Here is a 1,472-nt window from a genome sequence, read left to right as displayed (position 1 = left end):
CTCGAGCTGGGCGCCGCGGTCGTAGGCGCGGTCGAGGGTGTCGGCGAGGCTGATCATCCCGTGGTTGCGCATGAGGCAGGCGCTGCGGCCGTCACGGAGGGCGTGCAGGACGGCGTCGGCGAGCTCGGGTGTGCCGTAGAGGGCGTAGTCGGCGACGCGCACCGGCCCGCCGAGCTCGGCGACCATGTAGTGGATCGCGGGCAGTTCGGTGAGCAGCGTGGAGACGGCGGTGGCGTGCGGCGCGTGGGTGTGCACGATCGCACGCGCGGAGGTGCCGCGGTAGACGGCGAGGTGGAGCGGGAGTTCGCTGGTGGGCCGGAGGGTGCCGCGCACCTGCTGCCCGGCGGCGAGGTCGACGCCGACCACGTCGTCGGGTCCCAGCCGGTGGTAGGGCACGCCGGTCGGGGTGACGAGCACCAGGTCGTCGCCGACGAGCGCGGAGACATTGCCGGAGGTGCCGACCACCAGGCCGTCGGCGACGGTGCGACGGGCCGCGTCGACCACGTCCGACCAGGTCTTCTGTTCTGCGTTGTGCACAGGGTGCCCCTTGCTGCCGTTGGTGCCGCGAGTGACGGTTCGAGGGTGCCGCGGACCGTTGCCGAGCCCCCCGGGCCGGCAGTAGCGTCCCCACACCACCCACGGCGTGCCCGGGCGGCGGGCCGGGCACACGTGAGCCGACACGGAATCACGGAATCGCGGGAACATCATGGGCACGGTCAACGGCGGCATCTCGTTCTGGTACGCGGGCACCGGAGTTCCGGTGCCGCGCGAGCCGCTTCCCGGCGACGCGGACGCCGACGTGGTGATCGTGGGCGGCGGCTACACCGGGCTGTGGACGGCGTACTACCTCAAGCAGGCGGCGCCCTCCTTGCGGATCACCGTGCTGGAGGCCCGGTTCTGCGGGTACGGCGCGTCGGGCCGTAACGGCGGGTGGCTCTACAACGGCGTCGCGGGCCGGGACCGCTACGCGGCGCTGCACGGGCACCAGGCCGCGGTATCGCTCCAGCAGGCGATGAACGACACCGTCGGCGAGGTGGTGGAGGTCGCCGCGCGGGAGGGCGTCGAGGCCGACGTCCACCACGGTGGAGTGCTCGAAGTGGCCTACTCCTCCGCGCAGTTGGCGCGGCTGAAGGCGTACCACGAGGCGGAGGTCTCGTTCGGGGAGAAGGACCGGCTGCTGCTCGGTGCGGCCGGGACGGCGCGGCGGGTGCGGGTGGCCGGCACGGTCGGCGGCACCTGGACCCCGCACGGCGCGCGGGTGCACCCGGCGAAGCTGGTGCGGGGGCTGGCCGCAGTTGTGGAGCGGCTGGGCGTGACCGTGCACGAGGGCACCGCCGTGACCGCGATCCGCCCGGGGCGGGCGGTGACCCCGTACGGGACGGTCCGGGCGCCGTACGTGCTGCGCGGCACCGAGGGCTTCACGGCGGGCATGCGCGGCCAGCGGCGGACCTGGCTGCCGATGTACTCCTCGA

At 74.0% G+C, this 1,472-nt stretch carries 2 protein-coding genes; one reads left to right on the top strand and one right to left on the bottom strand.

The features are described 5' to 3' along the window. The coding region (locus AC13HU_RS37050; RefSeq protein ID WP_483046394.1) for a class II aldolase/adducin family protein at positions 1 to 537 on the bottom strand (537 nt) is incomplete at its 3' end. 169 nt (positions 538 to 706) lie between these two features. On the opposite strand from AC13HU_RS37050, the gene AC13HU_RS37045 reads away from it, so the two are divergent. Next, the coding region (locus AC13HU_RS37045) for an NAD(P)/FAD-dependent oxidoreductase (protein WP_483046393.1) at positions 707 to 1,472 on the top strand (766 nt) is incomplete at its 3' end.

Source organism: Streptomyces sp. NH27, from assembly GCF_056859195.1.
Note: the sequence above shows the minus strand (reverse complement) of the source record. Positions and strands in the feature narration are given on the sequence as shown.